Origin of the sequence: Pseudomonas danubii (genome assembly GCF_042980055.1) — a bacterium.
In the GTDB taxonomy this organism is placed as follows: Bacteria; Pseudomonadota; Gammaproteobacteria; order Pseudomonadales; family Pseudomonadaceae; genus Aquipseudomonas; species Aquipseudomonas danubii.
Window position 1 is genome coordinate 287,776 of the sequence record NZ_CP116502.1, and the last position, 26,175, is coordinate 313,950.

General features: G+C 63.0%; 26 protein-coding genes and 1 pseudogene. 10 read left to right on the plus strand and 17 right to left on the minus strand.

The features are described from left to right. Window positions 1-68: 68 nt before the first annotated feature. The 4 genes from PFZ56_RS01405 to PFZ56_RS01420 all read right to left on the minus strand — a co-directional run bounded on the left by PFZ56_RS01405 (window position 69) and on the right by PFZ56_RS01420 (window position 2,654). Window positions 69-1,082: a FecR family protein gene (locus tag PFZ56_RS01405; protein ID WP_170002328.1), complete on the minus strand. Its 1,014-nt coding sequence runs from the start codon at window positions 1,080-1,082 to the stop codon at window positions 69-71. A gap of 63 nt (window positions 1,083-1,145) precedes the next feature. After that, on the minus strand, window positions 1,146-1,667 hold the full coding sequence (locus PFZ56_RS01410; protein ID WP_102882406.1) for an RNA polymerase sigma factor: 522 nt from the start codon (window positions 1,665-1,667) through the stop codon (window positions 1,146-1,148). A gap of 121 nt (window positions 1,668-1,788) precedes the next feature. Further along, window positions 1,789-2,235, minus strand: a complete 447-nt coding sequence (locus tag PFZ56_RS01415; protein WP_170002326.1) for a DUF2442 domain-containing protein — start codon at window positions 2,233-2,235, stop codon at window positions 1,789-1,791. Next, window positions 2,232-2,654, minus strand: coding sequence for a DUF4160 domain-containing protein (locus PFZ56_RS01420; RefSeq protein ID WP_102882290.1), 423 nt, complete (start codon window positions 2,652-2,654; stop codon window positions 2,232-2,234). The genes PFZ56_RS01415 and PFZ56_RS01420 overlap by 4 nt, the downstream gene beginning before the upstream one ends. Before the next feature lie 341 nt (window positions 2,655-2,995). Here PFZ56_RS01420 and aroQ point away from each other — a divergent pair, with 341 nt between their 5' ends. After that, window positions 2,996-3,445: a type II 3-dehydroquinate dehydratase gene (aroQ, locus tag PFZ56_RS01425; protein ID WP_102865405.1), complete on the plus strand. Its 450-nt coding sequence runs from the start codon at window positions 2,996-2,998 to the stop codon at window positions 3,443-3,445. Further along, on the plus strand, window positions 3,442-4,296 hold the full coding sequence (locus tag PFZ56_RS01430; protein ID WP_102882291.1) for a shikimate dehydrogenase: 855 nt from the start codon (window positions 3,442-3,444) through the stop codon (window positions 4,294-4,296). The genes aroQ and PFZ56_RS01430 overlap by 4 nt, the downstream gene beginning before the upstream one ends. 121 nt (window positions 4,297-4,417) lie before the next feature. Here the strand turns inward: PFZ56_RS01430 and PFZ56_RS01435 are convergent, their stop codons facing one another. The 3 genes from PFZ56_RS01435 to quiC form a co-directional block, all read right to left on the minus strand. Continuing rightward, a complete protein-coding gene (locus tag PFZ56_RS01435) occupies window positions 4,418-4,642 on the minus strand; it encodes a hypothetical protein (protein ID WP_016967259.1) in 225 nt (74 codons plus the stop codon). 115 nt (window positions 4,643-4,757) lie between these two features. After that, on the minus strand, window positions 4,758-5,435 hold the full coding sequence (locus tag PFZ56_RS01440; protein ID WP_102882292.1) for a TetR family transcriptional regulator: 678 nt from the start codon (window positions 5,433-5,435) through the stop codon (window positions 4,758-4,760). 104 nt (window positions 5,436-5,539) lie between these two features. Continuing rightward, entirely contained in the window at window positions 5,540-7,450 is a 1,911-nt protein-coding gene (gene quiC / locus PFZ56_RS01445) for a 3-dehydroshikimate dehydratase QuiC (RefSeq protein ID WP_170002324.1), read from the minus strand. A 527-nt stretch (window positions 7,451-7,977) separates the two neighbouring features. Here quiC and PFZ56_RS01450 point away from each other — a divergent pair. Together PFZ56_RS01450 and PFZ56_RS01455 are read left to right on the plus strand one after the other, a co-directional pair. Then, window positions 7,978-9,312 carry an MFS transporter gene (locus PFZ56_RS01450; RefSeq protein ID WP_102882294.1) on the plus strand — a complete coding sequence of 445 codons (1,335 nt, stop codon included), beginning with the start codon at window positions 7,978-7,980 and terminating at the stop codon, window positions 9,310-9,312. Window positions 9,313-9,402: 90 nt separating this feature from the next. Continuing rightward, window positions 9,403-11,025, plus strand: coding sequence for a methyl-accepting chemotaxis protein (locus tag PFZ56_RS01455; protein ID WP_170002322.1), 1,623 nt, complete (start codon window positions 9,403-9,405; stop codon window positions 11,023-11,025). Window positions 11,026-11,031: 6 nt separating this feature from the next. Here the strand turns inward: PFZ56_RS01455 and PFZ56_RS01460 are convergent, their stop codons facing one another. The 7 genes from PFZ56_RS01460 to pcaQ all read right to left on the minus strand — a co-directional run bounded on the left by PFZ56_RS01460 (window position 11,032) and on the right by pcaQ (window position 17,514). Further along, window positions 11,032-11,910 (minus strand): DMT family transporter, encoded by an 879-nt coding sequence (locus PFZ56_RS01460; protein WP_170002320.1) that lies wholly within the window; start codon window positions 11,908-11,910, stop codon window positions 11,032-11,034. Window positions 11,911-12,012: 102 nt separating this feature from the next. Beyond that, the gene (locus tag PFZ56_RS01465; RefSeq protein ID WP_170002318.1) at window positions 12,013-12,828 is read right to left on the minus strand and encodes a sugar phosphate isomerase/epimerase; all 816 of its coding nucleotides are present in this window, start codon (window positions 12,826-12,828) and stop codon (window positions 12,013-12,015) included. 7 nt (window positions 12,829-12,835) lie between these two features. Beyond that, window positions 12,836-13,888 (minus strand): Gfo/Idh/MocA family protein, encoded by a 1,053-nt coding sequence (locus PFZ56_RS01470; RefSeq protein WP_170002316.1) that lies wholly within the window; start codon window positions 13,886-13,888, stop codon window positions 12,836-12,838. A 261-nt stretch (window positions 13,889-14,149) separates the two neighbouring features. Then, window positions 14,150-14,929, minus strand: coding sequence for an IclR family transcriptional regulator (locus PFZ56_RS01475; RefSeq protein WP_123390380.1), 780 nt, complete (start codon window positions 14,927-14,929; stop codon window positions 14,150-14,152). Between the two features lie 216 nt (window positions 14,930-15,145). After that, window positions 15,146-15,751 carry a protocatechuate 3,4-dioxygenase subunit alpha gene (gene pcaG, locus PFZ56_RS01480; RefSeq protein WP_102865394.1) on the minus strand — a complete coding sequence of 202 codons (606 nt, stop codon included), beginning with the start codon at window positions 15,749-15,751 and terminating at the stop codon, window positions 15,146-15,148. A gap of 10 nt (window positions 15,752-15,761) precedes the next feature. Then, window positions 15,762-16,481 (minus strand): protocatechuate 3,4-dioxygenase subunit beta, encoded by a 720-nt coding sequence (pcaH, locus tag PFZ56_RS01485; protein WP_123390378.1) that lies wholly within the window; start codon window positions 16,479-16,481, stop codon window positions 15,762-15,764. 103 nt (window positions 16,482-16,584) lie between these two features. After that, on the minus strand, window positions 16,585-17,514 hold the full coding sequence (pcaQ, locus tag PFZ56_RS01490) for a pca operon transcription factor PcaQ (protein WP_102882301.1): 930 nt from the start codon (window positions 17,512-17,514) through the stop codon (window positions 16,585-16,587). 140 nt (window positions 17,515-17,654) lie between these two features. On the opposite strand from pcaQ, the gene PFZ56_RS01495 reads away from it, so the two are divergent. Both PFZ56_RS01495 and PFZ56_RS01500 read left to right on the plus strand, forming a co-directional pair. Beyond that, window positions 17,655-18,548, plus strand: coding sequence for a neutral zinc metallopeptidase (locus PFZ56_RS01495; protein ID WP_110596228.1), 894 nt, complete (start codon window positions 17,655-17,657; stop codon window positions 18,546-18,548). Beyond that, entirely contained in the window at window positions 18,549-19,520 is a 972-nt protein-coding gene (locus tag PFZ56_RS01500; RefSeq protein ID WP_170002314.1) for an alpha/beta hydrolase, read from the plus strand. An 86-nt stretch (window positions 19,521-19,606) separates the two neighbouring features. Here the strand turns inward: PFZ56_RS01500 and PFZ56_RS01505 are convergent, their stop codons facing one another. From PFZ56_RS01505 to PFZ56_RS01515, 3 genes are all read right to left on the minus strand, one after another. Then, window positions 19,607-20,200 (minus strand): HAD family hydrolase, encoded by a 594-nt coding sequence (locus PFZ56_RS01505; protein WP_170002312.1) that lies wholly within the window; start codon window positions 20,198-20,200, stop codon window positions 19,607-19,609. Next, window positions 20,197-21,066, minus strand: coding sequence for an acyl-CoA thioesterase II (gene tesB / locus PFZ56_RS01510; protein WP_123390371.1), 870 nt, complete (start codon window positions 21,064-21,066; stop codon window positions 20,197-20,199). Before tesB ends, PFZ56_RS01505 begins: the two co-directional genes overlap by 4 nt. Before the next feature lie 103 nt (window positions 21,067-21,169). Further along, a complete protein-coding gene (locus PFZ56_RS01515) occupies window positions 21,170-21,739 on the minus strand; it encodes a GNAT family N-acetyltransferase (protein ID WP_102882303.1) in 570 nt (189 codons plus the stop codon). Between the two features lie 75 nt (window positions 21,740-21,814). Between PFZ56_RS01515 and PFZ56_RS01520 the strand changes: the two genes are divergently transcribed. The 4 genes and pseudogenes from PFZ56_RS01520 (at window position 21,815) to PFZ56_RS01535 (ending at window position 26,128) form a co-directional block, all read left to right on the plus strand. Then, the gene (locus PFZ56_RS01520; RefSeq protein WP_102882304.1) at window positions 21,815-22,735 is read left to right on the plus strand and encodes a histone deacetylase; all 921 of its coding nucleotides are present in this window, start codon (window positions 21,815-21,817) and stop codon (window positions 22,733-22,735) included. A gap of 300 nt (window positions 22,736-23,035) precedes the next feature. Then, window positions 23,036-23,490: pseudogene (locus tag PFZ56_RS01525) on the plus strand (transposase); the annotation flags it as partial. A 206-nt stretch (window positions 23,491-23,696) separates the two neighbouring features. Next, window positions 23,697-24,716, plus strand: a complete 1,020-nt coding sequence (gene galE, locus PFZ56_RS01530) for a UDP-glucose 4-epimerase GalE (protein ID WP_170002310.1) — start codon at window positions 23,697-23,699, stop codon at window positions 24,714-24,716. Between the two features lie 179 nt (window positions 24,717-24,895). Continuing rightward, window positions 24,896-26,128: a TIGR03862 family flavoprotein gene (locus PFZ56_RS01535; RefSeq protein ID WP_110596230.1), complete on the plus strand. Its 1,233-nt coding sequence runs from the start codon at window positions 24,896-24,898 to the stop codon at window positions 26,126-26,128. Window positions 26,129-26,175 lie beyond the last annotated feature (47 nt).

Genomic DNA, 26,175 nt, shown 5'->3' on the forward strand with positions numbered 1-26,175 from the left:
CAGGCAGGAAAACTCAGTAAGGTTTTTTCAGTTATTTTTCGCCGAAGGTGAAAAAAGGCCCGCAGGCCTCAATAAATAAGGCTGACGCCGGCCAGGTCGAAACGCTGCACCTGCAACTCCTGGGTGAGGGTGACCAGGGCCGCGTCGAGCATATCCAGACGGAACACACCGCTGACCTGACGCTGGGCCAGGGCACTGTTGGTCAGCACCACCCGCCCGGGTCGATAGCGATTGAGGCGCTCCACCACCACGCTCAAGGGCTGGCGATCGAACACCAGGACTCCACGTCGCCAACTGGTGGCGCGCTGCAGGTCGAGCCCATCAAGTGCCACCACCCCCGACTGCGAGTCATAGCGCACGCTCTGTCCCTCTTGCAGAACCCGCTCGGAAACGCCGCGTTGCGCCGGGGCATCCAGGCTCACGGCGACACTGTGCTGCAACACCCCAACCCAGGCTTGTTGATCGCTCTCGCGCCCGACCACAAAACGGGTGCCCAGGGCCCGGGTCTGGCCGCTGGCGCTGTGCACGATGAAAGGTCGTTGCTCCTCACCGACCATGGGCGCCACATCAAACACTGCGGAGCCGGCCAGCAATTGGATCTGACGCTTGTCGCCGCTGTAATCCAGGCGAATGGCGCTGCTCGAGTCCAGCTCCACTTGGCTGCCATCGGCCAGTTGCACGGTGCGCACCTCGCCCTTGCCGGTCTGGTAGTCGGCCTGCAGGTACAGCAGAGCCTGCGGCCCTTGCAGCCAGCCCAGGGCCACCGCCAGAACCAGCATGGCCGCACTGGCGACCCGCACCAGCCGGCGTCGACGGCGCGGGCGCTGTATTGTCGCCGCAGGCCGTTCCACCTGGCGTCTTGGTGGGGCAGTGGCCGCCAGCTCGGGGTCCAGGCGCAGCTCGCCCAGGGCCTCCCAGGTCTGCCGGGCAAACACCAGAGCCTGGGGATGACGCGGGTCCTCGGCCTGCCATTGGGCAAGCTGCGCCTGCTCGGTGGCGCTCAGGCCTCCCGCGTGCAAACGCACCGCCCAATCGGCGGCGACCTCGGTGATACTGCGCTCTTGCGGACCCTGGCTATTCACGTGTGAATCTCGATTTCTCGTTATATATAAGCAGTGACGTCTGACCCCGACTTTTACCGTAACTCACTGGTCAACCGGCCGACCGTCGGTAGCCTGCAGGCGTTGCATCACATAAGCCAGCGCCCGGGACAGGTGCTTTTGCACCGAGCTGTCGGAGATATTCAGGTGCCGGGCCACCTCGGCGTGGGTCATGCCTTCGATACGGTTCAGGCGGAAGATTTCCTGAGTGCGCGCAGGCAGCTCCGTGATCGCCTGTTTCAGTGCCTTGCGCTGTTGTTGCGCCATCGCCTGAGCCTCCAACCCGGCCGCCTCATCCTCGATGTCGGCCAGTACTTCATGGGGCACGGTCTCGGTCTTGCGCCGCGCCTCCTGACGTACATGGTCGATCAGCAGGTTGTTCGCCGTGCGGTAGAGATAGCCCTGGGAGTTGTCGATCCGCTCACCGCGCGCTTGCTCGGCCAGCCGCAGAAAACTCTCCTGCACCAGATCTGCGGCCAACTGCGGGTCCCGTACCTTGCGCGCCAGGTACCCACGCAAGGTCGCGGCATGCTTGAGAAACAGTCCCTTGAGATCCACGTCCGACAAACCGACTCCCTGGAACATGAAGGAAATTGCCGGCATCTTACGGTCAGTCGAGAATGATTTTCAATTGATATCAGTATTCATTAGCGATCGCTTACACCAGCTGCCAGCCGCTTTCCAGGACCTAGGCTGGCACCTCGACCTTGCGCGGCCGGCCGCCCTTCTTGCCATTCAGGCGCGCCGCCCGAGCCTTGGCCGCGCTGCTTTGCCGACCGTTACGGGAGGCGACCAACTGGGTCGCCAGTTTCATCAGCGGCTCGCTGGCCGACAGCAGCCCGACAATCGACAGCTGCAGATCCACGGCCTCATGACACACCGCCGTGGCGGAAAAGCCCAACTGCAGTTGCTGCAAATGGGTGTCGCTCAGCGCCGCCAGCTCCGGATAGTTTTCCACAGGCAAATGAATCGAGCTGCCATCGGCAAAGCCCAGGCACAGGCACCCGGCCGCATAGCTCAAGGTACTGACTTGCAAACCCGCGTCGTGACGCGCCTCACCGCGTTCGACCGCTTGATCCAGCTGCTCCTGGGTCAAGGGCACATCGACAGGCACCGCTGCCTTGACGACTTTCATAGTTCGATCTCCACTCCTTGCGCCGCCCCCACCAGGGTCAGGCGAGTCAGGTTTCGTTGTTCCTCGTAGTGCGCTGACTCGATCAGGTACACCCTGCAGCCGGCGCTTGAACCTTCCACCACAGCGTTCGCTTGCCAATCCCACAACTGCTGCTCAAGGCACAAGGTGCGCAGTTTGCTCCACCAGATACGCCGAGCCAGATGCACCCGTTGCTTCAAGGCCTGGCGCAAGCCTTCAAGGACTGCCAGTGCTGGGCGACGGCCATGGGGGACAACGTCCCAGAGCTCGACGCCGTTGTGCCAGAAGCTGAAGCGAAAACGGGCACTCCAACGACCGCCATCCACATGCACATGGGGTGGGCAATGTTCGTCACGCAACATGACGACGACCGCATAGCCCTTGTAAACGAACACTTTCATGCTAACCCATCCGTTAGGTTATCGAGTCCAAAGACTCGTGTTTCCATGATTAATCCGACCACCGGCCTGAAAGGGCAGCAGTGAGGTGACCTGCTTGAGGTTAGTCCCGGAGAAGGTCAGGAAGGCCTCCGGGCAGCCGCAAAGTCGTCAGCATTTATTGCCGGGCAAGGCCTCGCCACGGCCATCGCCAATAACAGCGTTCGGTTATCGAACACTTAATCAGCCTTCCCGGGTTCCGCTCTCGGCGATCAATTGACCAAATTAACCAGTTAGTACAATTTACCTCCCCAGTGCCTCGTACCCTCTCCCGAGGCTGACAATAACAACGGAGATCTACCCCCATGCGTCCTATCGTTCTGGTGCTTAACGGCCCGAACCTGAACCTGCTCGGCAGCCGTGAACCTGCCACTTACGGCCACGAAACCCTGGCCGATGTCTCGGCCTTGTGCGGCCGTGCCGCCGAGGAATTGGGCCTGGCCGTGGAGTTTCGCCAGACCAACCACGAAGGCGAATTGCTGGACTGGATCCACGCCGCCCGCGGGCGCTGCGCCGGCATCGTGATCAACCCCGCCGCCTGGACCCACACCTCGGTGGCGATCCGCGATGCGCTGGTGGCCAGTGAACTGCCGGTGATCGAAGTGCACCTGTCCAACGTCCACGCCCGCGAACCCTTCCGCCATCACTCCTTTGTCTCGGGTATTGCCCTGGCGGTGATGTGCGGCTTTGGCAGCCACGGCTATCGCCTGGCGCTGGAACACTTCAGCCTGCGGTTCAAGGAGCAAGGTCTATGACAGGCCATACAGGCGTACTCGCCGGACTGATCGGCGCCGGCATCCAGGCTTCACGCACCCCGGCCCTGCATGAACACGAAGGCGACGCGCAAAACCTGCGCTACCTGTACCGGTTGATCGATCTGGACCAGCTGGGGCTCGACAGCAGCGCCCTGCCCGACCTGCTCAGCGCCGCCGAACGGATGAACTTCACCGGCCTGAACATCACCTTTCCCTGCAAGCAGAGCATCTTGCCGCTACTGGACGAACTGTCCCCGGAAGCTCGCGGCATTGGCGCGGTCAACACCGTGGTCCTCAAGGACGGCAAACGGGTCGGCCACAACACCGACTGCCTGGGGTTTGCCGAAGGGTTCCGGCGCGGTCTGCAAGGCGTGGCCAGACGGCACGTGGTGCAGATGGGGGCCGGCGGCGCCGGAGCGGCAGTGGCCCACGCCCTGCTCAGTGAGGGTGTGGAGCAACTGAGCATTTTCGATGTGGAAAACCAGCGGGCGCAGAGCCTGGCGGACAACCTCAACCAGCATTTCGGCGCCGCTCGGGCCAAGGCCGGTGGCGACCTGCCCAGCACCCTGGCGAGCGCCGACGGCCTGGTGAACACCACGCCCATGGGCATGGCCAAGCTGCCGGGCACGCCGGTGCCGGTGGAACTGCTGCGGGCGGAGCTGTGGGTGGCCGAGATCGTCTACTTCCCGCTGGAAACCGAGCTGCTGCGCAATGCCCGCGCCCTGGGTTGCCGAACCCTGGACGGCGGCACCATGGCGGTGTTCCAGGCGGTCAAGGCGTTCGAGCTGTTCAGCGGCCAGAGCGCCGACCCGCAACGCATGCTGGCGCACTTCCACAGCATGAATGGCTGAAATACGCCTGTGGCCGCTGCCGCAGGCTGCGACAGGCCCCGCAGGGGCCTCGGCATCCGTCAGGACGCTGACGAGCCTGCGGCTCGTTCGCAGCCTTCGGCAGCGGCTACAGGTCCTGCGTTTACTCGGGCTTGAGCTGCAGGCGCGCAAGCAGGCCGATCAACAGCACGTTGAAGAGAATCATCAGCAGACTGCCGAACAGGCCCACCAGATTGATCACCGAGCTCGGCAGCCAGTCGAATACGCTGAAACCGGTCAGGGACAGCAGGCGCTCACCGAACCAGAACGAGTCAACGACGATCATCAGGATCAGGATGATTTTAAGCGTTGGGACGGGGTTACCCATGGTGCCTTCCTTGTCGTGGGGGATGATGCGAGAGCCGGGGTGGCGAGGCGATCTTACGGACGCTTTGGCCAGCAAGCCAGCGCCTGACAAGCCAACCCGGCCCTAAAGCTCCGGGTCAGGCCTGCAGGTAGCGCAGCACCGATTCGCAGATCATTTCCCGGTGCCGCTGCTTGATGCTTTCGTCCGGCAGGTCGATCTGGAAGATCTCGCCAAAGGTGTGACGGTTCGACACCCGATAGAAGCAGAACGAGCTGATCAGCAAGTGCACGTCCAGCGGGTCCAGGCCACTGCGGAACACGCCTTCCTGCGCGCCGCGCTCAAGGATCTCGCCCAAGGCATGGAGGATGGTGTTGTTCATTGCCTTGATTACGCCGGACTGCTTCACGTACTCGGCCTTGTGGATATTCTCGATGCTGACGATGCGCACGAAATCGACATTGCGGTCGTGGTGATCGAAGGTGAACTCCACCAGCCGGCGAATCGCCTCCCGCGGTGCCAGCTCGGCCAGATGCAGGCGGCTCTCGGTGCTGCGGATATCGCCGTAGAGTTTTTCCAGGACTTCGACGTACAGCTGCTCCTTGCTGCCGAAGTAGTAATAGATCATGCGCTTGGAGGTATGGATGCGCTCGGCGATCGCATCCACCCGCGCACCGGAAAGTCCCTGCTGGACGAACTCGACAATAGCTTCTTGAAGGATGTTCTCGCGGGTTTTTTCCGGGTTGTTCTTGCGACTCTTGCGCGGTTCGAGAGCAGGCTCATCGGACGCAATCGAGCGTTCACTGGTCATTGTCATTCTGGGCTCACGGCCATCACTGAACACGCGGGCGATTATGAGCCGCGTCCTGTCGCGAAAGAAAGCACAGAGGCGGTGGATTACCGCCTCCGGTTACCAATGCGCTACAACTTGGCCTGGCGCACCGCGCCACTGCGAGACTTGGCCATGGCCGCCAGGCGCACCGCAACGTTGGCCGCACCATAGCCGGCGTAGCCGTTCTTGCGCTGGATGATCTCGAAGAAGAACCGCCCCTCGAACGGTTCGGTGTAGACGTGAAACAGCTCGCCGCCCTGGGCATCGCGGTCATACAGGACGTTGTAGTAGGCCAGTTCGCTGAGAAACTCGTCGTCGAAATCAAAACGCGCCGCCAGGTCGTCGTAGTAATTGAGCGGAATATCCAGCAGCGGCACTCCGGCCTGCTTGGCCCGGCTGACCTCGGCGAAAAGGTCGTCGCAGTCGAAGGCAATGTGATGCACCCCGCTGCCACGATAACTGGACAGCGCGTGGGAAATCGCGGTGTTGCGGTTCTCCGAGATGTTCAGCGGCAAGCGGATCGAGCTGCAACGGCTGCGCAGGGCGCGGCTTTTCACCAGGCCATAAGGATCGGGCAGCACCACTTCATCATCGGCCTCGAAATCCAGCAGGCTCTTGTAGAACAGCGCCCAGCTGTCGAGGCTGTCCGCCGGCAGGGCCATGGCCATGTGGTCGATACGCTTGAGGCCGCCCTTGGCCTGCACATCGTCATGCATGTTGAAGTCGGTGTCGTACAGGTGCTGACCTCCCTGCTGCGGGTCCACCAGATAGATCAGGCTGCCATCGGGCTCGCGCACCGCCGCCAGTTCCAGCTCGTTGGGGCCCACCAGGCCGCGATAAGGCTGGCCCTTGTAGGCCACCGCCCGCTCCAGGGCCTTGGCGCTGTCCTTGACCCGGATGGCCGTGGCACACACCGAAGGGCCATGGGCCTCGAAGAAGCTGTGGGCGAAGGAATAGGGCTCGGAGTTGAGGATCAGGTTGATATCGCCCTGACGCATCAGGCTCACGTTCTTGGAACGATGCTGTCCGGCCTTGGCAAAACCCAGGCGCTCCAGCCAGCTCCCCAGCTTGGCGCCCAGGGCATCGTCCACCGCGAACTCAAGGAACTCGGTGCCGCCATAGGCTTCAACCGCTGGCGGGGCGAACAGAATGTCCAGGTTGGCCACCGGTTGCGCCTCTTGTAGCAGGCGCTCGCGGGTCTTCTCTTCCAGGTACAGCAAGGAGCGCAAGCCGTCGGCGGCATTGGCCCGCGGCGGCGCGGCGCGAAAGCCGTCGTTGAAGATTTCCAGGGACAGCGGCCCGGTGTAGCCGCTCTTGATGATCGGCGCCAGAAAGCCCGGCAGATCGAACTCGCCCTGGCCCGGAAAACAGCGGAAATGCCGGCTCCACTCCAGTACATCCATGGCCAGGATCGGCGCATCGGCCATCTGCACGAAGAAGATCTTGTCCCCGGGAATCTCGGCAATCGCCGCCGGGTCGCCCTTGAGCGACAGGGTATGGAAGCTGTCCAGCAACACCCCAAGGTTGGGGTGATCGGCGCTGCGCACGATGTCCCAGACCTGTTGATAGGTATTCACGTGACGGCCCCAGGCCAGGGCTTCGTAGCCGATGCGCAAGCCGCGCAGCGCGGCCCGCTCGGCCAACAGGTGCAAATCATCGATGAGAATCTGCCGGTCCCCGAGGCTGTCGGCCTGGGCGTTACTGCACACCAGCACCAGGTCGGTGCCCAGCTCCTGCATCAAGTCGAACTTGCGTTCGGCACGTTCCAGGTTGCGTGCCAGGCGATCGCGGCGGCAGCCCTCGAAATCCCGAAACGGCTGGAACAGGGTGATGGCGATCCCCAGGTCGGCGCACATCTGCCTGATTTCCCGAGGGCTACCGTCATAATAGAGAAGGTCGTTCTCGAAAATCTCCACCCCATCGAAGCCGGCGGCGGCGATGGCTTCGAGTTTTTCCGGCAGGGTGCCGCTCAAGGAAACGGTGGCAATGGAACGCTGCATGATTGAACTCCCGGGGGATGACGGCCGGTGGCACCCGAGCCTTTTATTCGATGTTGCGGATTATTCCACAGCATGATTTAAAGTGTACGAACCAGTTAGTTTTGTGTTCGATTATCGAACAAAAAGCCGCTTGGCGAATTGACGATTTTTCAGCCACTGCGCACCATCGACAGCACATTGAGCCGCCCCAAGAAACCGTGGCTTCAATCACCCAGACCCAGAACACACCATAAAAATTTTAAAAATCGGGTACATCCTCATGCTTGCACTCAACGCCCCGCCCTGCTGCTCATCCCTTTGGCTCGCGCCTGGAACGGCCTCAATCGGCACCCTGGATCACGACCCGCTACTGCCCTGAGCGGAGCGTCGTACCGATGGCGTTCGCCGGTCCGCAATCAACGGCTCGACGAACCAAACCAGCCGATCAATCACCCAGTCCCTGGCGCTCATGCCCTCGCTGACGATTGATCACGCGCCCTTGAGTTCCGACGAGCCCTGGCTCGTCAGTCACTGAACGGATGGCCTATATGATTCCTTCCCAAAGCTCTCGCATCGCCCCGAGCCTCAGTGTTGCCGGCGGCATCGGCGACAAGATCCGCGGCGCCATGGCCGTCGGCAAGACCCGCTGGGGCATGCTCGCCCTGGTGTTCTTCGCCACCACCCTGAACTACATCGATCGCGCCGCACTGGGCGTGATGCAGCCAATCCTGGCCAAGGAAATGAACTGGACGGCGATGGACTACGCCAACATCAACTTCTGGTTCCAGGTCGGTTACGCCGTGGGCTTCGTGCTGCAAGGGCGACTGATCGACCGAGTCGGCGTGAAACGGGTGTTCTTCTTCGCCGTGCTGCTGTGGAGCCTGGCCACCGGCGCTCATGGCCTGGCCACTTCGGCGGCAGGCTTCATGGTTTGCCGCTTCATTCTCGGGCTCACTGAAGCCGCCAACTACCCGGCCTGCGTGAAGACCACGCGCCTGTGGTTCCCGGCCGGCGAACGCGCGGTAGCCACCGGCATCTTCAACGCCGGGACCAACGTCGGCGCTATGTTCACCCCCATGCTGCTGCCGTTGATCCTCCACGCCTGGGGCTGGCAAGCGGCGTTCCTGTGCATGGCGGCACTGGGCGGCGTCTGGCTGCTGTTCTGGGGCCTGAAGTACTTCAACCCGGAAGATCACCCCAGCGTCAAAGCCTCGGAACTGGCCTACATCCAGCAACAAGTAGAACCCGAGCCGACCCGCGTGCCCTTCAGCCGCATCCTGCGCATGCGTGGCACCTGGGCCTTCGCCCTGGCCTACTCGCTGACCGCGCCGGTGTTCTGGTTCTACCTGTACTGGCTGCCGCCGTTCCTCAACCAGCAGTACAACCTGGGGATCAACGTCACCCAGATGGGCATCCCGCTGATCATCATCTACCTGACCGCCGACTTCGGCAGCGTCGGTGGCGGCATCCTCTCCTCGTTCCTCATCGGACGCGGCATGAATCCGATCAAGGCGCGGCTGCTGTCGATGTTCCTGTTCGCCTGCTGCATCATCGGCGTGATCATGGCCGCCGGCACCGCCAACCTGTGGCTGGCCGTGTTCGCCATCTCCCTGGGGATCGGTGCCCACCAGGCCTGGACCGCCAACATCTGGAGCCTGGTGATGGACTACACGCCCAAGCACATGATGAGCACCGTGTTCGGCTTTGGCGGCATGTGCGCGGCCATCGGCGGCATGTTCATGACCCAGATCGTCGGCCACATCCTGACCGTCACCAACAACAACTACACCCTGCTGTTCACCCTGATCCCGGCCATGTACTTCATCGCCCTGACCTGGATGTACTTCATGGCCCCGCGCAAGATTCCTCACGTAGAAGACTGATGCTCCTTTCACGCAGGCCCGCTCAGGGCCTGCGTTTTTTTATCGGCTCCCCCTCCCCCCTTTTGTTTTTCCACACTCGGAGATCGTCCCATGACGCTGGGTAACCTGAGCATCGCCAAACGCGCCGTGATCAGCTTCGGCGTGATTGCCCTGCTGGTCCTGCTGCAGGGGCTGTTCGCCCTCAAGCAAGTGGCCGAAGTCCGCGCCACCGGCCAGCACACCGAAAACATTTCCCTGCCCAGCACCCGCTACCTGGGAGAAGTGCGCGACTACGTGTTGAGCATCCGCGTGCTGAGCCTGCGCATGGCCCTCAACCGTGAACCCAAAGTGCTGGAAAGCACCATTGCCCGCCTGCATCAGGTACAAACCTGGCTCGACCAGGCCCTGGCCAGGTTCGCGCCGCTGGTGGGCGATCACAACCGGGTGCAATACGAGACATTCCTCGCCACGGTAAAAAGCTACCAACAGGCCCTGGCCCAGTACGAAGCCCTGTCCCAGGACAATCGCAGCAGCGAGATGACGGCCCTGCTCAACGGCAAGATCCAGGATTACTCGACCCAGACCGGCGACCAGTTCGCCGAACTGATGAACCTCACTGCCGAGGAAGTCAGCCAGTCGGCCCAGCATGCAGACGCGCTGTACACCCAGGTAAAAATCACGGTGATCGGCGCCCTGATCGCCGTCGCCCTGCTGACCCTGTGCCTGGCCTGGCTGTTGATTCGCAGCATCGTCGTGCCCATCCGCCAGGCCGTGGGCGTGGCCGAGCAAGTGGCCGCCGGCGATCTCAGCCGACCGATCCACAGCGAGGGCAGCGATGAAACCGCGCGCCTGCTCAAGGCCCTGGCCAGCATGCAGGCCAGCCTGCGTGAAACCCTGCAACTGATCAGCAGCACCTCGACCCAGCTGGCCGCCGCCGCGCAACAGATGAGCCAGAGCACCCACCAGGACTCCAGCCGCCTGCAGCAGCAACACAACGAAATCGAGCAAGCCGCCACAGCCGTCAACGAGATGACCGTGGCCGTCGAGGAAGTGGCGCGCAACGCGGTGTCCACCTCCGACACCACCCGCCAGTCCACCACCCAGGCGACCCAGGGGCAGGCCCGGGTGATCCAGACCCTGGACTCGATCCAGGCCATGAGCAGCGATGTCGGCACCGCCTTGCAGCAAGTGCAGACCCTGGCCGAGCAGTCACGGGAAATCGGCAAGGTGCTGGACGTGATCCGCGCCATTGCCGAACAGACCAACCTGCTGGCCCTGAACGCCGCCATCGAGGCCGCGCGAGCTGGAGAAGCCGGCCGCGGCTTTGCCGTGGTGGCAGATGAAGTGCGGGCCCTGGCCCATCGCACCCAGCAGTCGACCCAGGAAATCGAACAGATGATCGGCCGAGTCCAGGGCGACACCGACAGCGTGGTGCAGTCCATGCACGGCAACAATCAGCGGGTGGCCCAGACCCTGTCCATCGCCGAACAGGCCGGGCTGGCCCTGGGGGAAATCACCCGGGCCATGGAGCAGATCCACGAGCGCAACCTGGTGATCGCCAGTGCCTCGGAAGAACAGGCCCAGGTGGCCCGTGAAGTGGACCGCAACCTGCTGAACATCCGCGACCTGTCCCTGGAAAGCGCCGACGCCGCCACGCGCACCAACGCCACCAGCCAGGAGCTGTCGCACTTGGCGGCCGGCCTGCAGAACCTGGTGGTGCGCTTCCGGTTCTGAGTCGTCTCAGCGGCGGCGTTGCTGCCACGCCGCCGCCAGCCCGCTGAGGCAGATCACGGCGATGCCCACCTGGGTAATCGCATCCGGTGTGTGGTTGAACAGCAGCCAGCCCAGCAGCCCGGCAAAGACAATCTGGCAATAGCCGAACGGCGCCAGCAGCGCCGGCGCCGCGTGACGAAAGGCCTGGGTCAGGAACAGATGGGCACTCATGCCGCAAGCCCCCAGCGCCAGCATCAACAGGCCATGAACAAAACCCGGGGTCTGCCAGAAGAACGGCACCAGCGCACTCATCACCAGGGTGTTGCACAGCCCGGCGAAGAAGTTGCTGGTGGTGGGGCTGTCATGCTCGGCCAGCTTGCGGGTCAGCAGTTGATAGAAACAGAAGAACAGCGCCGAGCAGAACGGCAGCAACACCGCCGGCGTGAACAGCTCGCCCCCCGGATGCACGATGATCAGCACCCCGATGAAACCGCAGATCACCGCCAGCCATTGGCCGCGGGTCACCTGTTCGCCGAGCAAGGGCACCGACAACGCGGTGACCAGCACCGGGGCGAGAAAGTTGACCGCCGTGGCCTCGGCCAGGGGAATGAACAGCAGTGCCGAGGTGAACAGCAAACTGGTGCTCAGCAGGCACAAGGCCCGCAGCAATTGCAGCAATGGTCGCTTGCTGCGCAGCACCCGCAGGCCCGATTGCGGCAGGAAGATCCCGGCCATCAGCAAGGTATGGATCAGGTAACGGGCCCAGACCACCATGATCACCGGGAAAAACCCCGAGAGGTATTTGGACAGGGCATCGTGGCTGGCGAACAGAAAGGTCGCCAGGACGATCAGCAGGATGCCCTTGAAGGGGTGGTTGGTCCCGGAAAGGGGCGTGCTGCGGGTCATGGGCATTCCTTGAAGGTGATTGAAGACACAGCTTCGCCGGCAAGCCGGCTCCTAGCGGGTATTTGTAGGAGCCGGCTTGCTGGCGAAAGCCCTCCCGCCGTCTCAGGTCCTGGCCAGCAGCGCGCGAGTTGCATCCAGCGCCATCTGTGCCCGCTGCAAGGCACTCACGCCCTGTTCGAGCAACTGCACCGTTGGAATTTCCAGACTCAGGGGCAGGTTCTCCGGCAGGCACTTGAGCAGCCCCGCCAGATCACAATCGCCCTCCCCTGGAAAGCGCCGCTCGTTACGGGCCTGACGCAGGATCTCCTGCATATCGTCCGGCCGTGGCCCGGCAACGTCGCACAACTGTGCATAACGCAGGCGCGCCGGATCAACCTTGGCCAGGTCCTCCAGGCGTGAACCCGAACGGTCGAAATGGAAGGCGTCCACCAGCACGCAGCCATTGTCACGGCCGGCGTTTTCCACCACCCGCAGCGCCTGCTCCAGGTTGCGTGCATCGGTCCAGGGCATGAACTCCAGATGGGGATGCAGGCCGTACTGCCGCGCCAGATCGCACAAGGCGGCGAAGTTGTCGGTCATGCGCGCCTCATCGGGATCATTGCCCGCCACCAGCAACTCGCTGGCGGCAAACTCGGCGCCCACCGCCAGCACCGCCTCAAAGTCGCGGACCCGGGTCTGTGGCTTGAGCCGCAGGATCTCCACATCCAGCACCCGCACGCCGGTATCGCGCAGGCGATCACGGGTTTGCCGCCGCAAGCCGGCATCGGCCACCAGCGGGAAGTGATGTTCCTCCGGGGTCGCCGGCACCAGCCGCAGGCCCACATGGCTGTAGCCGGCACGGGCCGCCACGTCCACCATCTCTGGCGGCGACAGCTCCAGTACGGTCAGGCTGGCCAGGGAAAAAATCCGCTCACTCATCAGTCGTTTACTCAATAGGGGTGGGGGTGCAGGCGCGGCCCGTGGCGGCGGCCTGGCGAATGGCTTCAATCAGCGCCAGGGTGCGCGCGGCATCGGCGGCGCTGACCAGCGGCGCGACTTCGCCGCGGGCGACTTGGACGAAGTGCTGCAATTGCAAGCGCAGGGCCTCACCCGGATCAAAGGCTTCCTGCTGCATCAGCAAGGGCTGATACCAGCCGGCCCCGGCTTGGGCGTAATGCCAGCGCTTGAGCTGGGGAATGCTCAGCGCGCCCTCGGTGCCGGCCAGCAGGTAGCAAGGCTGATCGGCCTGGCGCGGGTACACCGGGTTCTCCCCGGAATCCAGCTCCCAGCTCCAGGGCGCGGCCACCGCGTCGGAACCGGTGAGGCTGCCCAGGGCGCCGCTGTCGAACTGCAACAGCACCGCGGCGCAATCCTCATTGGCGTAACCACGCACGTGATTGCTGGTGATGGCCTGCACTTGTCGCACTTCGCCGCACAGGTGCCGCAACAGATCGAGGTCGTGGATCAGGTTGGTCAGCAACATGCCGGCGCCGGGCTCACGACGCCAGGGGATGTCGAAGTAGCTCTCGGTTTTTTGCAACTGCCAGAGTGCAGTGACCGTGGTTAGCCGGCCCAGAGCGCCGCTGTGCACCAGTTCATGGGCGCGGGCGATCAACGGGTTGTGTCGTCGATGGTGCCCCACCAGCACCGGCACTCCAGTGTTGCGCGATGCCGCCACCAGCTCGCGCACTTCATCCAGGTGCACGCCCACGGGTTTTTCCAGCAGCACCGGCACGCCTGCGGCCAGGCAATCCAGGGCCGTGCTGACGTGGAGGTTATTGGGGTTGGCGACGATCACCGCGTCCGGGCGCACGTCCTTGAGCAAGGTCCGGTGATCGCTAAAATGCGGCACCTGCCACTGCCCGGCAATGGCTTGCGCCTGGGGCCCGGGATCGGCCACGGCGCACAGTCGGGCATCGGCCAGGGTCTTGAGGTGCTGGTAATGCTGCTGCCCCATATTGCCGACGCCGATCAGGGCAATGCGCAGTGGCGGATTCAATGGAAGGTCCTCTTGTGATTGTTATAGGGACAATGAATTCCAAATATTTAGAACTCAGTTCCATTTTCATACAAGAGGGATAAAAAATACCGTCCGATTATCGAACGGCTTTGTGCCGAGCCGAAGCCTATGTAGCCGCTGCCGCAGGCTGCGAACGGTTGTGCAACAGACGCGGCGATATCAAGGCCACCACCCGCCCGACGGTAGATCGACAAGCAAGGCCCTGCGGGCCTTTGCGCAGCCTCGCAGGCTCGGCAGCGGCTACAGGTTGAACAGTTCGGAAGCCTGGCTGGCGGCCGACAGCTCTTCGGCAAATCGCAGCAGCAACGGCGCCAGTTCATGCAGCCGCGCCAACGGCAGGCGCGCGCTGGGACCGGCGATGCTGAGCACCCCCACCACCCGGCCATCGATGGGATGGCGCACCACCGCGGCAATCGCCGAGGTGCCGACCGCCGAGCTTTCTTCGACCCAGGCATAGCCCTGCTCGCGGGCCAGGCGCAGGCGCTCCAGCAACTCGATGTTCGAGCGCGGTGCATTGGGCCCCAGGTCCGCCGGGGGCTCCACACCCTGGCGCTCCACCAGCGACAACGCCTCGGCGTCACTCAGCGTGGCCAGCCAGGCATGCCCGGAAGCGGTGTAGAACAGCGGCGCCTCGCGGCCCATGTCCGGGTCGTAACGCAGCCCGGAACGGGCGCCCTGGGACTTGGCGATCCAGGTCTGGCGCTCGCCCTCGATCACCCCCAGGCGCACCAGCTCGCCGGACTCCTGGGCCAGACGATCGAGCACCGGCTGGACAATGTCGGCGCCGCTGACCGAAAGGTAGCGAAAGCCCATGGCCACCAGCCGGGTGGACAGCTGGTAACGCAGGTTGTCCGGGTTCTGGCGCACGTAGCCCAGGCGAATCAACTCCGCCAGCAGGCGATGGGTTGCACTTTTGGGGATCTCCAGTTGTTCCGCCAGGGTCTGCAACGGCAGGCCGCGGGGATCACCGGTAAGACGTTCGAGAACGCTGAAGACGCGTTCGATTTGACTGCCAGCCATGGTCGGGTCCCGACAAAATTTGGCCGATTCTAGTGACAACGGGCCGGTTGGGGAACTGCGCGGCAGGGTTCGATGACCGCCCAGAAGCGACGAGGCCGGACCTTGGGGCCCGGCACAACGTCTTGTGCGCAGATTAGCCGAGCCCGGCTATTTTTTGGAACAACCTTCCATAAACCAGTCAGGACCGAAGCTTGCCATCCGTGGCGGGACGCGGGGTCAAAAATCGAAGAACACCGTCTCGCCCTCACCCTGAATGCGGATATCGAAGCGGTAGGCGCGCTGGCCGTTCACTTCACAGGGGTGAGCCAGCAGGGTTTCCCGACGTTGCGGCTGCTCGATCAGGTTCAACACCGGGCACTGGGCGTTAGCCTCCGGCTCGTCGGCAAAGTACAACCGGGTATGCAGGTGGATGTTGATCCCCCGGGCAAACAGCGACAGGTTGATGTGCGGCGCCATCGGCACGCCGGCGGCGTTGTTCACCACCCCGGGCTTGACGGTATGGAGGGTCCATTCCCCGGCATCGAAGGTGGTGGCGGTGCGGCCAAAGCAGTTGAAGGGCTTTTCCGTGTCGAACACCGGGTCGTAGACCCCGGCAGAATCGGCCTGCCAGAACTCCAGGAAGGAGTCGCGCACCAGGTGGCCGTTGCCGTCGTAGACATGGCCGATCAGCAGAATCCGCTCGCCCGGCGCATCAGGCTTGGCCATCTGGTTCCAGATCTCCTCGGGACGGGTCGGATTTCCCGCCGCCGCCAGGGCCAGGCCGATGTGCACATAGGGGCCGGCCGTTTGCGAGGGGGTTTCAGGCAGCAGTTGAACAGGCATGGCAGGCTCCTCAGCAGTTTTCGAAGTGGGTCTTGCGCTGGCCGCGCAGCACGATGTCGAAGCGGTAGGCCAGGCAATCCATGGGGTTGGCGTTGCCCATGTCCAGGCGCGCGATCAGGCTCTGCACCGCGTCCGGGTTGGCGATGGACTTGACGATCGGGCACAGCGGGATCAACGGGTCGCCTTCGAAATACAGCTGGGTGATCAGCCGCGTGGCAATCGACGGGCCGCTGATGGAGAAGTGGATATGCGCCGGGCGCCAGTCGTTGGGACCGTTGCGCCAGGGGTAAGGCCCGGGCTTGATGGTGCGGAAGCTGTAGTAGCCGTCACGGTCGGTGAGGGCTCGGCCGACGCCGCCGAAGTTCGGATCGAGGGGCGCCAGGTAGCGGTCGTTCTTGTGCCGGTAACGGCCACCGGCGTTGGCCTGCCACATTTCCACCAGGGTGTGGGGGATCGGCTTGCCATATTGATCGCAGACCCGCCCGGAAACGATGATCCGCTCCCCGATCGGCAAGCCGCCGTGGTTGAAGTTGAGCAGCAAGTCGTTATCGAAACGCCCGGTGCGCAAGTGGGAGAAGTCCGGGCCGCTGGTTTCGCTGGCCGATTGCGGAATGCTCACCAGTGCCTGGCGCGGCGAGCGGGCGACGGAGGTCTTGTAGTCGGGGGTCAGGGCCTTGGGGTGCCAATTACGGTCACGAATCACGAAGCGACTGCTGTCTGCATCAGACATGTCGATCTCCTGTTGTTTGATTTATGGAGCGCAGCCGGCGCAGTTTCAAACAAACCAGGAGCGGGGAAAATTGAAAAGCCGCCCGCCATCCATAACCAAAAGGTTATGGATAACTGCCCTCGTGATAGGCCCGCCCCACTTCCCTGAGCACATCCACCGCCCATTGCGCCGCCAGGGACAGCGGCAGGCTGGCATTGCTGGAGATACCCACCGAACCGCCGGGCTCGCGCAGGCCCAGATCCAGCTCCTGCAACTCGCCGTTGGCCAGGTCCAGACGCACCGCATCCAGCGGCGCTATCCACAATGCATCGCTGGACAGGGTGTAGCGCCGGCTCAGGGCCACCGACAGGGTTTCCAGGCGTTGTTGCGACTGGGCGATACCGCACTGAATGAACAGGCTGTCGGCGTGCTTGCGAATGCTGGTGCCAGCCAGGGGCAGTACCAGCGGATAGGCGCTGAGCGCGTCGCGATCCAGGGGCCCGGTCGCCAGGGGATGCTCGGGGCGGGCCACCAGGGTCATGGATTCGCTGTACAGGTGCTCGAAGCTCAGGCCGTGGATCTCCGGACTCTCGGTCATGCGGCCGACCACCAGATCCAGGTCACCGACTCGCAGTTGCGAAAGCAGATGGGCGCTGGGGCCGGTCAGCACACTCACGGTCAACGCCGAATGCCGCTGGTGCAGGCGCCGCATCACCTCCGGCAGCAGCAGGCTTTCCACGGTGGACAACACGCCGATACGCACCAGCCCGGCAGCGTATTCGCCGCCGCGCAAACTGCTGACGCCTTCGCGCAGGGCCTGCACCGAAGGCCCGGCATAGCGCAGGAAGGCTCGCCCGGCTTCGGTCAGGCTGAGCCCGGCCTTGCTCCTGGCAAACAGCCGAGTGTCCAGCAACTCCTCCAGTTCCTTGAGGGTTTTCGACATTGCCGGCTGGCTCACCGACAGCACGTCGGCGGCCCGCGCCAGGCTGCCTTGGCGGGCCATTTCAAGAAAACACACCAAGTGACGGAATTTGATGCGGGTATCGATGTTCAATAGGGAGCCCCGAATGCGCCAGGAGCGGAGAGATCCGCAATCGGGCCATGGTAGCGTGCGCAAAAATCCCTGACGACCGGACTGGCGCCGCTTCATGCCAGCAGCAACACTGACCAGCAGAAAAAAACGAGGACTCCCCCATGCTTTGGAAAAAAGGCCGGCGCAGCGACAACGTCGTGGATGCGCGAAATGACAGCGGTGGCGGCGGTGGTGGCGGCCTGCGTTTTGGCGGTGGCAAGGGGCTGAGCCTGACGGCGATCATCCTGATCGTCGGTATCGGCTGGGCCACCGGCCAGGACCCGCTGCAGATCCTCGGTCAACTGGTGGGCCAGAGCGGCCAGACTTCGGCCCCGGCTACCACCCAGGCGCGCAAGAGCCCACCGGCCAATGACGAGCAGGCGGAGTTCGTCCGCGCCATCCTCGGCGACACCGAAGACACCTGGGGCCAGATCTTCCAGCAGGCCGGCCGCCAGTATCAGGCGCCCAAGCTGATTCTGTTCCGTGGCCGGGTCAACTCCGCCTGCGGCTCCGCCACCTCTGCCAGCGGCCCCTTTTATTGCCCTGCCGATCAGCAGGTGTATCTGGACATGGACTTCTTCCGCGAGATGGCCCAGCGCTTTTCCGCTGCCGGCGACTTCGCCCAGGCTTACGTGATTGCCCATGAAGTCGGGCACCACGTACAGACCCTGCTGGGGGTCTCGGCGAAAATGCAGGCCGCACGCCAGCAAGGCCGGCAAATGGAAGGTGACGGCGGTCTACTGGTGCGCCAGGAATTGCAGGCCGACTGTCTGGCTGGGGTCTGGGCCTACCATGGGCAGAAGCGCCTGAACTGGCTGGAGCCCGGGGATGTGGAAGAAGCCCTGAACGCTGCCAATGCCATCGGTGACGACCGACTGCAGCAACAAGGCCAGGGCCGGGTCGTACCGGATTCCTTCACCCACGGCACCTCGGCGCAACGGGTGCGCTGGTTCAAGACCGGCTTCAGCCAGGGCCAGGTTGGCCAGTGCGATACCTTCGCCGCCAAGAGCCTGTAGATGGGCCGACTGCTGGCGGCATTACTGTGCCTGGGCTGCCTGGGTGCCCAGGCCGCGGAACACACAGTCAAGGTCGTCAGCCCCGAACGCCTGCCCCTGGAGGGCGGGCAACTGGCCCTGGGCCTGAGCCAGGACTGGCGCCAGCCACTGCCCGGGGTGCAGCGCGCGCTGATCATGGTTCATGGTCGGCTGCGCAACGCCCAGACTTACCTGAAGAGCGGCGAAAGAGCTTCACGACAAGCAGGGCAAAGCGCCGCAACCCTGGTGATCGCCCCCCAGTTTCTCAACCAGAGTGACATCGCCCGCCATCAGCTACCGGACGCGCTACTGCGCTGGAAAGGTAATGACTGGATGGCCGGCGAACCTGCTGCCGGCCCCGTGGCCATCAGCTCCTACGCGGTACTGGATGCCGTCCTCCAGCGTCTGCAGGACCGCCAGTTCTTTCCTGCACTCAAGGAAGTGGTGATTGCCGGCCACTCCGGCGGCGCCCAGGTGGTGCAGCGCTATGCCCTGACCACAGGGCAACATGCCGAGTTGAAGCAGTCCGGAATCGAACTGCGCTACGTGATCGCCAATCCGTCGTCCTACGCCTACTTCGATGCAACGCGCCCGGTGGCTTTCGAGCCGGCCAGTTGCCCGGGGTTCAACGACTGGAAATATGGCCTGAACCGGCTCCCGGCCTATGCCAGCGCTCCATCCCCGGCGCAGCTCGAACAAGGCTACGTCACACGCCATATCACCTACCTGCTGGGCCAGCAGGACATCGACCCCAACCACCCGGCCCTGGACAAGAGCTGCGCGGCCGAGACCCAGGGCGCCTACCGGCTGATTCGCGGGCACAACTACTTCGACTACCTGATGCGGCGTCACCCGCAAGGCTTGCCACAACGGCTGGTGGAAGTGCCCGGGGTCGGGCATGACGGCGACAAGATGTTCACCTCCCCCGCAGGGCAGGCGGCGCTGTTCAAATAGAGAAAGGCGCTGTCTGAAATGACGCTTTCGCCGGCAAGGCGGTTCCTACGGGACGGGTAAGAACCGACTTACCAGCGAACAGGCCCTCAGGCCGACAGCAGTTCGCGCAACTGCGCGCAATCCCGGGCATGCCAGTCGGTCAGCTCCGGCCAGGGGTTGTCCGGCAGGTTCACCAGCACCGTGCGCGTCCCCGCTGCCCGTCCACAGTCCAGGTCGAAGCGGTAGTCACCGACCATGACCATGCGCTGCGGCGCCACATCCCATGCCTCGGCCAGTTTCAGCAAACCACCGGGATGGGGTTTGGGCGGGGCCTCGTCGCGCCCTAGCACATCCGCCTTGGCAAAGCAGTCCGCCAGGCCGATGGCTTCCAGGGTCACGTGGGCCAGCTCCCGGGCATTGCGGGTGAGAATGCCCAGGCGATAACCGCGTCCGGCCAGTTCCCGCACCAGTTCCACCGCCCCCGGCGCCGGGCGCGAACCCAGGGCCAGGTCGCGCTCGTGCTCCAGCAGCCAGGCGTGCTTGGCCGCAGACTCCTCTGCCGGCAAGGCCGCCAGGTGAGTGAGGATGTCGTCCTCCGGAGGAATCGACAGCGCCTGGCGGATCGCCGCGAAATCATGCACGGCGATGGTCAGGGTGCCGTCCATGTCGAACACCCAATGTTCTATGTCTGAAAGACTCATGCCCAATCCTTGCGATGACGGATCAACCCTTCCTGAGTCACCGAGGCTACCAGTTGACCGGCACGGTTGAACACGCTGCCCCGGGAGAAGCCCCGGGAGTTACCGGCCCAAGGGCTGTCCATGGCGTACAGCAGCCAGTCGTCGGCCCGCAGGTCGGCGTGGAACCACAGGGCGTGATCGAGGCTGGCGACCTGCATGTCCTTCTGCCACACCGACTTGCCATGAGGCAGCATCGAAGTGGTCAGCAGGCCGAAGTCCGACGCGTAGGCCAGCAGGTATTTGTGCAGCGCCGGGATGTCCGCCAGAGCACCGTCGGCGCGGAACCAGACGTACTTCACAGGATCCATCGGCTGCGGGTTGTAGGGGTCCTTCTCGGTCACCGGGCGCACTTCGATGGGCTTGGGGCACAGCAGCTTCTCGCGCATGTGCTCGGGAATCAGGTGCGCGCGCTGGGTGGTGATTTCCAGCTCCGACGGCAGGTTCTCCGGCCCGACCACCAGGGGCATGCTGTTCTGGTGCTCGAAGCCTTCTTCGTCGTACTGGAAGGAAGCACTGCAGGTGAAGATCGGGTTGCCCTTCTGGATCGCCGTCACCCGCCGGGTGCTGAAGCTGCCGCCGTCGCGCACCCGATCCACCTGGTAGACCACCGGCAAGGCGGCGTCGCCGGGACGCAGGAAATAGCCGTGCATGGAATGCACGTGACGTGCTTCCTCTACCGTCTGACTGGCCGCGGACAACGACTGGCCGAGCACCTGGCCGCCAAACAGCTGGCGAAAACCCAGGTCCTGGCTGCGACCGCGAAACAGGTTTTCTTCAATGGCTTCCAGGGTCAACAGATCGACCAGATCATCCAGCACATGACTCATTCAGACTCTCCTCACACAGGGCAACACCGCGCAATCTCGGCTGCGGCGGTGATATCAATTGGGGCCAGGTATCTCGTCGGCACATTCTAAACGTGCGCGCCTGCTATCCATGCAAGGTTTCCAGCCATTGTTCGCGGGTAATGCGGTACAGCACATGCTCGCGCAACGGATGATCGTCGGCGAGTTTCGGGTGTTCGAAATCCTCCTGGGCCGCGTGATGCATGCCAATGGCCTGCATGACTTTCTGCGACGGCAGGTTATTGCGGGTGGTGAAGGCCACGACTTCGTCCAGGGCCAGTCGATCGAAAGCGCAACGCAAGGCAGTCCAGGCCGCTTCGCTGGCATACCCCAGGCCCCAGTGTTCCCGGGCCAGGCGCCAGCCGATCTCCACCGCAGGGGTAAAGGGCGCTTCGAAGCCCACCTCCAGCAGCCCGGTAAAGCCGATAAAGGCACCGTTATCCTTACGTTCAAGCGCCCAGAGGCCAAAGCCATGTTCGGCGAAATGCCCGCGTATGCGCCCGATCAGCGCGGCACTTTCCAGACGACTCAGGGGCGCGGGAAAGTAGCGCATGACCTGCGGATCGGCACACATCGCGGCAAATGCCGGCAAATCATCGTCACGCCACTGGCGCAGCAGCAGACGCGCGCTTTCGAGTTGCAGTATTGGCTCCATCAGGCCCCTCCGTTTCCGTGGGTGCAAGTCTACATCGCTGGTAGGATCCTTCACGGGTTCCTCTAAGAAAATGCCATGTCATTGCCACTGATCTATCACGACGACTACAGCCCCGAGTTCCCGGCGGAGCACCGCTTTCCCATGGACAAGTTCCGCCTGCTGCGCGACCACCTGGTGGACAGTGGCCTGACCCACGATGCCGATTTGCTGCGCCCCGAGCTGTGCCCGGCCGACATCCTCGCCCTGGCCCACGACCCTGGCTATATCGAACGCTACATGAGCGGCGAGTTGTCCCGGGAAGACCAGCGGCGCCTCGGCCTGCCCTGGAGCGAAGCCCTGGCCCGGCGCACGGTACGCGCTGTCGGCGGCTCCCTGCTCACGGCCGAAAAGGCGCTGCAACATGGCCTGGCCTGCCACCTGGCCGGCGGCACCCACCACGCCCACTACGACTACCCGGCGGGGTTCTGCATCTTCAACGACCTGGCGGTGATCAGCCATTACCTGCTGCAAAGCGGGCGCGTGGGACGGGTGCTGATCTTCGACTGCGACGTGCATCAGGGCGATGGCACCGCTCGGATCCTGCAACATACCCCCGACGCGGTGACCGTCTCGTTGCACTGTGAAAAGAACTTCCCCGCACGCAAGGCCCAGAGTGACTGGGATATCCCGCTGCCCATGGGCATGGGCGACGCCGACTACCTCAAGGTGGTGGACGACGCTCTCAACTACCTGCTGCCCCTGTACCAGCCGGATCTGGTGCTCTACGACGCCGGGGTCGACGTGCACCAGGACGATGCCCTGGGCTACCTCAAGCTCACCGATGCCGGCCTGGCCGAGCGTGACGAGCGAGTCATGCGCCACTGCCTGGGCCGCGACATCCCGGTGGTCGGCGTGATCGGCGGCGGCTACAGCAAGGATCGCCAGGCCCTGGCCCGACGCCACGGCATCCTCCATCACAGCGCACAACGCGTCTGGGAGTCGTCAGGCTGCTACTGAGCCCTTGCGGCCTTACCCACATGCACTGTGGAGCCGCTTGTGGATAACCTGGGAGAAAGCCTCTACAGCCCTTGCTCTACGGGGCCTCAAGGCAATCGCCTGTTTTTTGATCAATGTCACCAGACGGTCATGTTGTTGTGGATCGCTTACCCCCAATACCTGTGGAGCTGCCTGTGGATAACCTGAGTGAAAGGCGCTAGATCCCTTGCTCTGCAAGGCTTGCAGAGCGGTGTCTGTTTTTTGATCAGGGTAGCGACACACCTCCCTGGGTTTTTTCGACGCCCACACTCGTTGCCAGATAACGGTTTGCTCGATAAGCCAGGTGGGGCCGTAAACCTTTTCTGCCCCGCGAAGCTGTGCGTCGCGTCCTTGAGCCAGTCACTCAACCACGCATCGGTAAAGCTCGATGGAGCTGCCGAAGCATGATGCAGTCGCACGATTGTGTGCGTCATGGCACCGCCACGCTGTTCACGGCCTGAACTAACTACAGGGGCATTTGATTAGGAATATTGAATATCAACATCGGCATCAACAGTGGCTGGAAGTTTCTCAAGAAGATCAATCGAGAAATACCCAAGCATCTACAACTGCATTTGATGACCGACAACTACACCCCCCACAAGCATCCCAATATGAAAGCGTTGCTGGAAAAACATAAACACTTCCAAGTGCATTTCCCCCCGACGTTCAGCTCTTGGATGAACATGGTCGAGCGCTTTTTCCGGTACATCACCGTGTATTTGTGTGAAGGGACCACGTTTGCGAGTGATCAAAAGCAAGATCCTGCGATCTGACAAGCGCACTGGACATCGGGCTTGACGCGAGAAAATTTTATTATGTTGTCCGAATGAAAGCGTTAAAAACCTATTGGCAGTGCTGTATCATTTTTCAAAATCCACCATCAGATCCAGATAATACTGCGGCCGGACTATCAGCACTCACTTGAAACAGGCTCATAACTATGCGGTTCTTAATAACTGGCGGTGCAGGGTATATTGGTTCACACACATTGCTGGAATTGCTTCAAGCAGGCCACGAGGCGGTGGTTCTGGATAACCTGTGCAATAGTTCCATGCTCTCGCTACAGCGCGTGCAACAAATTACCGGTCGCACCCCTGTATTCGTTCAAGGTGATGTTTGCGACCGCGCCATCCTTGACCGTATTTTTACCCAGCACGAGATTGACGTGGTATTGCACTTCGCTGGCCTGAAAGCCGTCGGTGAGAGCGTAAAGCAACCCTTGTCCTACTATCAGAACAACGTGAGTGGCAGCATCACCTTGTGCCAGGCCATGGCCACCGCAGGCGTCTACCGCCTGGTGTTCAGTTCCTCCGCCACAGTGTACGGCGACCCGGTGCAGATACCGATTGTCGAGAGCTGCCCGCTGGGAACACCTACCAACCCCTATGGCACCTCCAAGTTAATGGTAGAAAAGATGCTGCAGGATATGGCAGCAGCCGATCCACGCTGGTCAGTTGCCCTGCTGCGCTACTTCAATCCGGTGGGCGCACATCAGAGTGGACTTCTGGGCGAGGACCCCAACGGCCTGCCGGAAAATCTACTGCCCTACATAAGCCGTGTCGCAGTGGGAAAACTCGAAAGACTTTCCATCTATGGCAACGACTATCCGACCCCCGATGGCACCGGTGTTCGGGACTACATTCATGTAGTTGATCTTGCCAAAGGGCACGTAGCAGCCGTGAACTACATTTCCCAGCACACCGGTATAAATGCCTGGAACCTCGGGACTGGGGTGGGTTACTCAGTACTGGAGATGATCCAAGCCTTCGAGGACGCCTCTGGCTGCAGCATTCCCCACACTTTCTCCCCACGTCGCCAGGGCGACATTGCGCAATGCTGGTCAGACCCGTCCAAGGCACTTCAGGATCTGGGCTGGAAGGCGGAGCTCGGGTTGAAGGAGATGATGGAGGATACGTGGCGTTGGCAGTCGAATAACCCAGATGGGTACCGGTCGTCTTAAATGAAGACTGCACTGGCCGGCGCGACTGTTTCATGCGTTTACGGGGTTCGTGCAGATTTAATCAAGGACTTGGTTACTGCCGGTCATGACGTTGTACCAATGGCCGGCAACTCATCCAGCAGGTGCTGTTCCCGAGCATTGCTTACAATAACCACCCCTCCCATTTTCTAGGCTTTTTGATGTCCCCCTCCCCTACTTCCCACGTCGCGATCATCGGCGGCGGTCCCGCCGGCCTGATGGCTGCCGAGGTACTGAGCCAGGCCGGCGTTCGGGTCGATCTGTACGACGGCATGCCATCGGTGGGCCGCAAGTTCCTCCTGGCCGGGGTCGGTGGCATGAACATCACCCACTCCGAAGCCTACCCGGCCTTCCTCTCGCGCTATGCCGAGCGAGCCCCGCACATCGCCCCGCTGCTGCGCGAGTTCGGCGCCGAGGCCTTGTGCCAATGGATTCACGGCCTGGGTATCGACACCTTCGTCGGCAGCTCGGGACGGGTGTTCCCCACCGACATGAAAGCCGCGCCGCTGCTGCGCGCCTGGCTCAAGCGCCTGCGCGACGCCGGGGTGGTTATCCACACCCGGCACCGCTGGCTGGGCTGGAATGCCGACGGCAGCCTGCGCATCCAGTACCCCGAAGGCGAGCGCGCGGTAGAGGCCGATGCAACCCTGCTGGCACTGGGCGGTGGCAGTTGGTCGCGCCTGGGTTCCGATGGAGCGTGGCTGCCCCTGCTGCAACAGCGCGGAGTGCAGGTAGCCCCCTTGCAACCAAGCAATTGCGGGTTCGAGGTCAGTGCCTGGAGCGAGTTGCTGCGCAGCAAATTCGCCGGGGCGCCGCTGAAGAACGTGGCCATCGGCCTCAATGACGACATCCCCCGGCTGGGGGAATGCGTGATCACTGCCAGCGGCATCGAAGGCAGTCTGATCTATGCCCTGTCGGCGCCGATCCGCGACAGCATCCACCAGCACGGGCAAGCCACCGTTCATATCGACCTGCTGCCGGGCAAGCCTCGGGACAAGGTCCAGGCCGCCCTGGCCAAGCCGCGTGGCTCGCGCTCCATGGCCAAGCACCTGCAGAGTCAGTTGGGGATCGAGGGGGTGAAAGCGGGGTTGCTGCGGGAGCTGACGGGCGCCGACACCTTCAACGATCCGACGCGCCTGGCGGCGGCGATCAAGGCTCTGCCCTTGACGCTGGTGAAGACCCGCCCATTGGACGAGGCCATTAGCAGCGCCGGCGGCGTCGCCTTCGAAGCGCTGGATGAACGACTGATGCTGGAGCAACTACCCGGGGTGTTCTGCGCCGGGGAAATGCTCGACTGGGAAGCCCCCACCGGCGGTTATCTGCTGACCGCCTGCTTTGCCAGCGGCCGTCGGGCCGGGCTGGGAATGCTGGAGTGGCTGCAACACCGGCCATAAATAGCTTCGCCGGCCAGCCGGCTCCTACGGGGGATTGTAGGAGCCGA

Coding starts and splice junctions, on each gene's coding strand:
- PFZ56_RS01455 (WP_170002322.1), top strand. CDS start 9,403: ATGACGCTGGGTAACCTGAGCATCGCCAAACGCGCCGTGATCAGCTTC.
- tesB (WP_123390371.1), bottom strand. CDS start 21,066: ATGAGTCATGTGCTGGATGATCTGGTCGATCTGTTGACCCTGGAAGCC.
- PFZ56_RS01520 (WP_102882304.1), top strand. CDS start 21,815: ATGTCATTGCCACTGATCTATCACGACGACTACAGCCCCGAGTTCCCG.
- PFZ56_RS01515 (WP_102882303.1), bottom strand. CDS start 21,739: ATGGAGCCAATACTGCAACTCGAAAGCGCGCGTCTGCTGCTGCGCCAG.
- pcaH (WP_123390378.1), bottom strand. CDS start 16,481: ATGTCTGATGCAGACAGCAGTCGCTTCGTGATTCGTGACCGTAATTGG.
- PFZ56_RS01475 (WP_123390380.1), bottom strand. CDS start 14,929: ATGGCTGGCAGTCAAATCGAACGCGTCTTCAGCGTTCTCGAACGTCTT.
- PFZ56_RS01505 (WP_170002312.1), bottom strand. CDS start 20,200: ATGAGTCTTTCAGACATAGAACATTGGGTGTTCGACATGGACGGCACC.
- PFZ56_RS01415 (WP_170002326.1), bottom strand. CDS start 2,235: ATGAAAGTCGTCAAGGCAGCGGTGCCTGTCGATGTGCCCTTGACCCAG.
- galE (WP_170002310.1), top strand. CDS start 23,697: ATGCGGTTCTTAATAACTGGCGGTGCAGGGTATATTGGTTCACACACA.
- PFZ56_RS01535 (WP_110596230.1), top strand. CDS start 24,896: ATGTCCCCCTCCCCTACTTCCCACGTCGCGATCATCGGCGGCGGTCCC.
- aroQ (WP_102865405.1), top strand. CDS start 2,996: ATGCGTCCTATCGTTCTGGTGCTTAACGGCCCGAACCTGAACCTGCTC.
- PFZ56_RS01495 (WP_110596228.1), top strand. CDS start 17,655: ATGCTTTGGAAAAAAGGCCGGCGCAGCGACAACGTCGTGGATGCGCGA.
- PFZ56_RS01460 (WP_170002320.1), bottom strand. CDS start 11,910: ATGACCCGCAGCACGCCCCTTTCCGGGACCAACCACCCCTTCAAGGGC.
- PFZ56_RS01430 (WP_102882291.1), top strand. CDS start 3,442: ATGACAGGCCATACAGGCGTACTCGCCGGACTGATCGGCGCCGGCATC.
- PFZ56_RS01465 (WP_170002318.1), bottom strand. CDS start 12,828: ATGAGTGAGCGGATTTTTTCCCTGGCCAGCCTGACCGTACTGGAGCTG.
- PFZ56_RS01435 (WP_016967259.1), bottom strand. CDS start 4,642: ATGGGTAACCCCGTCCCAACGCTTAAAATCATCCTGATCCTGATGATC.
- PFZ56_RS01450 (WP_102882294.1), top strand. CDS start 7,978: ATGATTCCTTCCCAAAGCTCTCGCATCGCCCCGAGCCTCAGTGTTGCC.
- pcaG (WP_102865394.1), bottom strand. CDS start 15,751: ATGCCTGTTCAACTGCTGCCTGAAACCCCCTCGCAAACGGCCGGCCCC.
- quiC (WP_170002324.1), bottom strand. CDS start 7,450: ATGCAGCGTTCCATTGCCACCGTTTCCTTGAGCGGCACCCTGCCGGAA.
- PFZ56_RS01420 (WP_102882290.1), bottom strand. CDS start 2,654: ATGAAAGTGTTCGTTTACAAGGGCTATGCGGTCGTCGTCATGTTGCGT.
- PFZ56_RS01440 (WP_102882292.1), bottom strand. CDS start 5,435: ATGACAATGACCAGTGAACGCTCGATTGCGTCCGATGAGCCTGCTCTC.
- PFZ56_RS01500 (WP_170002314.1), top strand. CDS start 18,549: ATGGGCCGACTGCTGGCGGCATTACTGTGCCTGGGCTGCCTGGGTGCC.